General features: G+C 71.7%; 3 protein-coding genes and 1 pseudogene. 3 read left to right on the plus strand and 1 reads right to left on the minus strand.

Going from position 1 to position 6,923, the window contains the following annotated elements; translation table 11 throughout:
- On the minus strand, nucleotides 1-759 hold a 759-nt coding region (locus tag D7V93_RS34160), incomplete at its 3' end, for a Na+/H+ antiporter NhaA (RefSeq protein ID WP_147451489.1).
- Nucleotides 760-910: 151 nt separating this feature from the next.
- On the opposite strand from D7V93_RS34160, the gene mutS reads away from it, so the two are divergent.
- From mutS to D7V93_RS34175, 3 genes and pseudogenes are all read left to right on the plus strand, one after another.
- On the plus strand, nucleotides 911-3,685 hold the full coding sequence (gene mutS / locus D7V93_RS34165) for a DNA mismatch repair protein MutS (RefSeq protein WP_120647365.1): 2,775 nt from the start codon (nucleotides 911-913) through the stop codon (nucleotides 3,683-3,685).
- A gap of 208 nt (nucleotides 3,686-3,893) precedes the next feature.
- Nucleotides 3,894-6,554 (plus strand): hypothetical protein, encoded by a 2,661-nt coding sequence (locus D7V93_RS34170; RefSeq protein WP_147451490.1) that lies wholly within the window; start codon nucleotides 3,894-3,896, stop codon nucleotides 6,552-6,554.
- Nucleotides 6,555-6,590: 36 nt separating this feature from the next.
- Nucleotides 6,591-6,923: pseudogene (locus D7V93_RS34175) on the plus strand (DUF3592 domain-containing protein); the annotation flags it as partial.

The following is a 6,923-nucleotide window of genomic DNA, read 5'->3' on the forward strand; positions in this document are numbered from 1 at the left end:
GGCCAGCCCCAGCACGACGCCGGACAGCGTCGCGTGGATGCCCGCGTGGTGCATGGCGTACCAGAGCGCGGCGCCCACCAGGGCGTACCAGAGGCCGTTGCGCACGTAGAAGCGGTTGAGCCCCCAGAGCACCGCGCCCAGGCCCGCGCTGATGGCGAGCCAGTCCCCGTGGATGCCGGTGCCGTAGAAGACGGCGATGACGAGGATGCCGCCGATGTCGTCGAAGATGGCGAGCGCGGTGAGGAACACCACCAGCCCGTGGCCCACGCGCGCCTTCACCAGCGTGAGGCACCCGATGGCGAACGCGATGTCGGTGGCCATGGGGATGGCCCAGCCGCCCTGCGCGGGGGTGCCGTGGGTGAAGACGAGGTACAGCAGGGCGGGCACCACCATGCCGCCCAGCGCGGCGATGAGCGGCAGGAGCGCGCGGGAGAAGGTGCGCAATTCGCCCGACGACAGCTCGCGTTTGATCTCCATCCCCACGAGGAAGAAGAAGAGCGTCATCAGCCCGTCGTTGATGAGCTCCCGGAAGGTGAAATTGCCGCCGTGGCCCGCGGCCTCCAGGTGGAGGGGGGCGTCGAACACGGCCGCGTAGGTGTCCCCCCAGGGGGAGTTGGCCCAGGCGAGCGCGGCCAACGCGCAGAGCGCCAGGAGGATGCCGCTGCTGGCCTCCAGGCGGAAGAACGCCTGCACGGGGGCGAGCGCCACCTGGAACAGGGCGGGGACTGCTGGTCGGCTCGGCTTGGAGGGGGTCGCCATGTCGGCGGGCAGCCTGCCGGGGGCCGTCAAGGCTGGAAACCGTTTTCGGCGGGGGGCGGCTGGAAATGTCGGACAGGGGTGGTAGGCAGACGCCCTGGGTAGGGCGTCCGGTTCGTTGATCCGGACGTAGGGGCGTGGGAGAAGGCCGGGGATGGCGGTGACACAGCAGATGAAGACGGACAAGGCAGCGGCGGTGGTGATGACCGAGGACGAAGCGACCCCGGACGTCGGGACGACCGAAGCGCCCGCGGGGGCGCGGGAGCTCGCCTCCCTGACGCCGATGATGCGCCAGTACCTGGAGGTGAAGGCGCTGCATCCGGACACGGTGCTGTTCTTCCGGATGGGCGACTTCTACGAGATGTTCTTCGAGGACGCGGTGAAGGCCTCGGAGCTGCTCCAGATCACCCTGACGGCGCGGTCCAAGGGCGCGGACAAGGTCCCGATGTGCGGGTTCCCGTACCACTCGGCGCGCCGGTACATCGCGAAGCTGATCGAACACGGCCTGAAGGTGGCCATCTGCGAGCAGGTGACGGAGCCGGGCGCGGGGCCGGGCATCGTGCAGCGGGAGGTGACGCGGGTCATCACCCCCGGCATGGTGCTGGACGACGAGGTGCTGGAGCCGCAGGCCAGCAACTTCCTCGCGGCCCTGTGCTGGGACGAAGCCGGCTTCGGCGCGGCGCTGCTGGAGGCGTCCACCGGCGAGTTCTACACCTTCGAGGCCTCCAGCCTGTCGGAGCTGGTGGAGGGGCTGTCGCGCGTGGACCCGCGCGAGCTGCTGGTGCCGCAGGGCATGCGCGAGGCGCCAGAGGTGGTGCAGGTGTGCCAGCGGCTGTCGCGCGCGCCCTCGGTGGCGGAAGGGGAGGGCGCGGCGTTCGAGCACACGCGGGCGGCGGCCTTCCTGCGCACGCACTTCCACGTCCAATCGCTGTCCGCGTTCGGGCTGGACGGCTCGCCGCTGGCCACCGGGGCGGCCGGGGCGGCGCTGCGCTACCTGAAGGACACGCAGAAGACGGCGGCCGCGCACGTGGACCGGCTGTCCCGGCAGGAGAAGGCCGGGTGCCTGGTGATGGACGAGTCCTCGCGGGGCAACCTGGAGGTGCTCAAGAGCCTGCGCGACGGGGGCCGCAAGGGGTCGCTGCTGGGCGTGTTGGACCGCACCGCGACGGGCCTGGGGGCGCGGAAGCTGGCGCGCTGGCTGTCCGCGCCGCTGTGCTCGCTGCCGGAGATCACCGCGCGGCTGGACGCGGTGGAGGAGCTCGCCGGCAAGAGCGTGTGGCGCGAGGAGCTGGTGGCCACGCTGAAGGAGGTGGGCGACCTGGAGCGGCTGTGCGGGCGGCTGTCGCTGGGCGCGGGCAACGCGAGGGACCTGCGCGCGCTGGGGCTGTCGCTGGCGCAGCTGCCCCGGCTGGGCGCGGCGCTGGCGCGGTGTGACGCGGGGCTGCTCAAGTCCCTATCGGGGCCGCTGGGCGCGCTGCCGGAGTTGGCGGAGCTGCTGCTGCGCGCGGTGACGGACGAGCCGCCGGTGGTCATCCGCGACGGCGGCTTCATCCGGCCGGGCTTCCACGCGGAGCTGGACGAGCTGGTGGCGCTGTCCACGTCCGGCAAGGACTACCTGCTGCGAATCGAGCAGCGGGAGAAGGAGCGCACCGGCATCAGCTCGCTGAAGATCCGCTTCAACAAGGTCTTCGGGTACTACCTGGAGGTGACGAAGGCGAACCTGCACGCGGTGCCCAAGGACTACATCCGCAAGCAGACGACGGTGGGCGCGGAGCGCTTCGTCACGGAAGAGCTGAAGGAGTACGAGGAGAAGGTGCTCACGGCGGAGGAGCGCCGCACGGTGCTGGAGCTGCAGCTCTTCGAGGAGCTGCGGGCCCAGGTGATCTCCGCGGCGCCGCGGATCCGCTCCGCGGCGGAGGCGGTGGCGACGGCGGACGCGCTGGTGTCGTTCGCGCGGTGCGCGGCGGAGTACGGCTACACGCGGCCGCAGGTGGATGCGACGGAGGGGTTGGTCATCACGGGCGGCCGGCACCCGGTGGTGGAGCGGATGCTGGGGGCGGGCGAGTCCTTCGTGCCCAACGACGTGCGGTTGGATCCGGAGGACGCGCAGCTGCTGGTCATCACCGGCCCCAACATGGCGGGCAAGAGCACGGTGATGCGGCAGGTGGCGCTGACGGCGCTGATGGCGCAGGCGGGGTCGTTCGTGCCGGCGAAGGCGGCGCGCATCGGCCTGTGCGACCGGATCTTCACGCGCGTGGGCGCGGCGGACAACCTGGCGCGCGGGCAGTCCACGTTCATGGTGGAGATGACGGAGACGAGCCACATCCTCCACCATGCGACGCGCAAGAGCCTGGTCATCCTGGATGAGATTGGCCGGGGCACGTCCACCTACGACGGCCTCTCCATCGCGTGGGCGGTGGCGGAGCACATCCACGACAAGGTGGGCGCGCGGGCGTTGTTCGCGACGCACTACCACGAGCTGGTGGACCTGGCGCGCGAGCGGCCCCGGGTGAAGAACCTGTGCGTCGCGGTGAAGGAGCACGGCGGCAAGGTCATCTTCCTGCGCAAGCTGGTGCCCGGCGGGGCCAGCCGCTCCTACGGCATCGAGGTCGCGAAGCTGGCGGGCCTGCCGCCGGAGGTGGTGCTACGGGCCCGGGAGCTGCTGCAGAACCTGGAGTCCGGCGAGCTGGATGAAGCCGGGAGGCCCCGGGTGGCGGTGCGCTCGTCGACGAAGCGCGCCGTGGCGGCAGGGCAGTTGGGGCTGTTCGGTGGAGCGCCAACGGTCCCCGTGGCACCGGCCGCGCCTCCTGCGCCGCCCGCGCACGCGGAGGTGCTGGACGCGCTCCGGGCGGCGTCCATCGAGCGGATGACGCCGCTGGATGCGCTCAACCTGCTGGCGAAGTTGCAGCGGGAGCTGGGTTCGTCCTGAGGGGCCGGGGCGGCGACATGCCGCGGTCTGCGAACGATTTGCGTGGCTGTCATGGAGAACCAGCCTGCGACCGGTGCTGACCGCCAAGGGTCGGTACCAACACACGCAATCGAAAATCATCCCCGTTCGATAATGGGGGCAGGTCGGAAGCAAGGGGGCTGTCTTCACAGCAGCGCTTCCGGCCCATCGCCCTGGGGGAGGGCCCGGTATGAGCACCATTTCGAATGCTGTGTCGTCGTCGTCTGTCGGAAGTCCGTCCACCGAAGGTTCCGGCCGCGCGGATGAAGCGAAGGCCACGGCAGTCGCGAACGCGATGCGGGAGCTGGTGACGTACTTCCCGCCGCCGCCTCCACCTCCACCGCCCGCGCCGAAGGACGCCTTCGTGCCGCCGCCGCCTCGACGTCAGGGGCCGGAGCTGACCGGAGTGAAGACCGCGGAGCCCGCGGCCTCCACGCTCCTCACCGAGGACTCCCACGATGGGAGCGCCAACTGCCTGGACCAGGTGGGTGATTGGTTGGAGCTCGCGTCGCCGGAGATCCGCGCCCGGTCGGAGGTGGTGCTCCTTCGCGACAACCGTCCGGGGGCGGAAGGGGAGGCGGGACACGCCGTCATCCGGCAGGGCGAGGGCGTCTTCGACCCGAGCACCGGCCAGAGCTACCCCAGCCTCGAAGCCTTCCTCTCCGACGGCCGCTACAGCGTCGAGGGCAAGGTGTCCGGGACGGCCATGAACCGCATCCTCTCCACGCCGCCGGGCTCCCCGGAGCGACAGGAGGCGCTGGACCGCGCGGGGGTGTCGCCCACGCTGGCGGTGCTCCAGGTGGCGGACAGCGGGCCCACGGTGGACGTGGCCGAGGCGTGGACCGCGCTCACGCAGGGGTACGCGCAGTCTCGCAGCCTCACGGGCGCGGCCAACGCGGCGCTCCAGCAGGCGGCGGGCAAGCCGGCGCTGCAGGCGAAGCTCATCGACCTCTTGCAGGCGACGCCCGCGAGCACCCTGGAGAACGCGCTGTCGCGCGACTTCGCCCACGGCGTGCAGGAGGCGGTGCCCAACCCGCCCCCGCGCCCCAAGGGCGTCACGTCCGTGGGCACGACGCGCGTGGCGAACAGCGCGCTGGAGGCGGTGGCGAAGCAGGGCAACGCGACGACCCTGAAGCCCGCACTGGACTCGGCGGTGTCGCGGGGCCACCTGCTGGCGACGGACCGGGACGTGCTGGTGTCATGCCTGGGCAGCACGGGCGCGGCCACCGACGCGAAGCTGGACACGGCCGTGGCCCAGGTGCACGCCGCGGAGCAGGCCTATACCGGGGCACTGGCACAGCGCGAGGCGCTGGAGCAGCAGCTCGCGTCGGACATCGCGTCGTTCGGCCCGTACCTCACCGACACGCAGCAGCGGGGCTACATCCAGGAGTTCCGCTCGCTGCACGCGGCGGACTACGCCGGCTTCGAGGCCAAGGCGAAGGCACTGGACACCGCGCTCACGCGCAACGCGCCGCTCCTGGAGCAGGCCCTGCGCGGGCCGGACGGCTCCGCGCACGCGCAGTCCATCCACGCGGCCTACGGGGCGCTGGCCCAGTCGTCACACGCGGCCGCGGCGCTCACCTGGGCGGCGAAGATGGAGCGGCCCGGCTCCGCGTTCGCGCCCTTCATGACGGCGCTGCCGCTGAACACGGTGCGCGAGAACGCCGTCTCCGGCGCGCTGGTGAGCTTCTTCGAGAAGAACCCCCAGGCCACCCAGTCGCAGGCCGTGGACCACATCCAGTCGCTGCTCACGGATGGGTACCTGCTCCAGCAGGCCGGCGGCGCGACGGCGGACCTCAAGGTCAGCAACCTGCCCAAGGCGTGGCAGACGGGGCTGGCCGGGCTGCGGCAGATCGCGGGCGGCAGCACCCAGGCGGGGATGAACACGCTGAAGTCGCTGTCGTCCGGCAACACCGCGTGGGCGGGACCGTTCGCGGCGGCGGGCCTGGTGCTGGGACTGATGCAGGCCAACCACTCGGCGCAGGCCAACGACGCGCTGGGGACGGCCTGGGCAACGGCGTTCTCCGGCCAGCAGGGCATGAGCCTCCTCGGCACGGCGCTGTCCGCGGCGAAGCTGTCCGGTGGGGCGCAGGTGGCCGCTCGGGTCGCGGGAGGCTTCGGCGCCGTCGCGGCCGCGCTGGACATCTTCGTGAAGGCGAACACGGTCGCCTCGGGCCAGGGCAACGCGGGCACCGGACTGGCCATCGCGGGCGACGTGATGGGGCTCGCGGGCGGAGCGCTGATTGCGCTCGGCTCCACGGGCGTGGGTGTGCCACTGGCCGCCGTGGGCGCGGCGGTCTACATCATCGGCGAACTGGTGAGCATGGGCATCATGGGCCGCCAGGAGGCAGAGCGGCAGGATCAGCTGCGTTCGGATCAGCGCACCATCCTGGGCCGTGTGAGCGTGGACGCGGAGCAGATCACCAACCTGGCGAAGTACACCTCGCCGGAGCAGATCGACTCCATCGTCCAGGACACCGGCTGGACGCGCGACCAGGTGCTCTCGCTGGGCAAGACGTTCCCGGACTTCTTCGCCAGCACGGCGCGGCTGGCCCAGCTGGATCAGGTGGCCAACGACTTCGGGCTGACGCCGGACCAGCGCTTCCAGATGCTCAACGCCATTGGCGAGTCGGGCTCTCCGAACGAGCCGGGCAACATCTACGCGCTGCAGAAGTTCGCGGAGGCGGTGCGCAACTTCCCCAACAACACCGTCGGCATCAACATCCCGCCCAACCTGTCGCGCCAGGACCAGTGGGTGTACTTCCTGCGCGAGCTGGGCAACCGCACGGGCTCCTACGACGGCCTGGGCCCGCGCAACGCCGCCAGCTTCCTGGACAGGGTGTCGAACTGACGCGGGACGCGGGCGTGCGGTAGGCTCGAAGCCCGCATGCAGCTGGCCATCCCCCATGCTCCCCGCCGTGTCCGCCTGGCCCAGGTGCCCGGGGCGGTGGCGCGGCTGGTGCGGGGGGCGCTCCTGGGCCTGGGTGTGATGGCGCTCCTGGGCCTGGGCGCCGCGTGGGTGGGGCGCTTCTTCGTGGAGGAGCAGCGCTTCGCGGCCCGCGCCGAGGAGGTGGAGGCGCGGGTGGCCCGGAGCCATGCCCCGCCTCCGTCCGCGCGCGAGGACGCGGAAGGGACGCTGGACGTGCTCTACACGTTCGCGGACGTGGAGCACTCGGTGGCCGGGGTGCGCACGCGCGCGGACTTCGCGGCGGGGCTGGGG

The organism is Corallococcus llansteffanensis (assembly GCF_003612055.1).
Taxonomy (GTDB): domain Bacteria; phylum Myxococcota; class Myxococcia; order Myxococcales; family Myxococcaceae; genus Corallococcus; species Corallococcus llansteffanensis.

Bases quoted from the DNA above. Each gene is read 5' to 3' on its own strand.
- mutS (WP_120647365.1), top strand. From the start codon at position 911: ATGGCGGTGACACAGCAGATGAAGACGGACAAGGCAGCGGCGGTGGTG.
- D7V93_RS34170 (WP_147451490.1), top strand. From the start codon at position 3,894: ATGAGCACCATTTCGAATGCTGTGTCGTCGTCGTCTGTCGGAAGTCCG.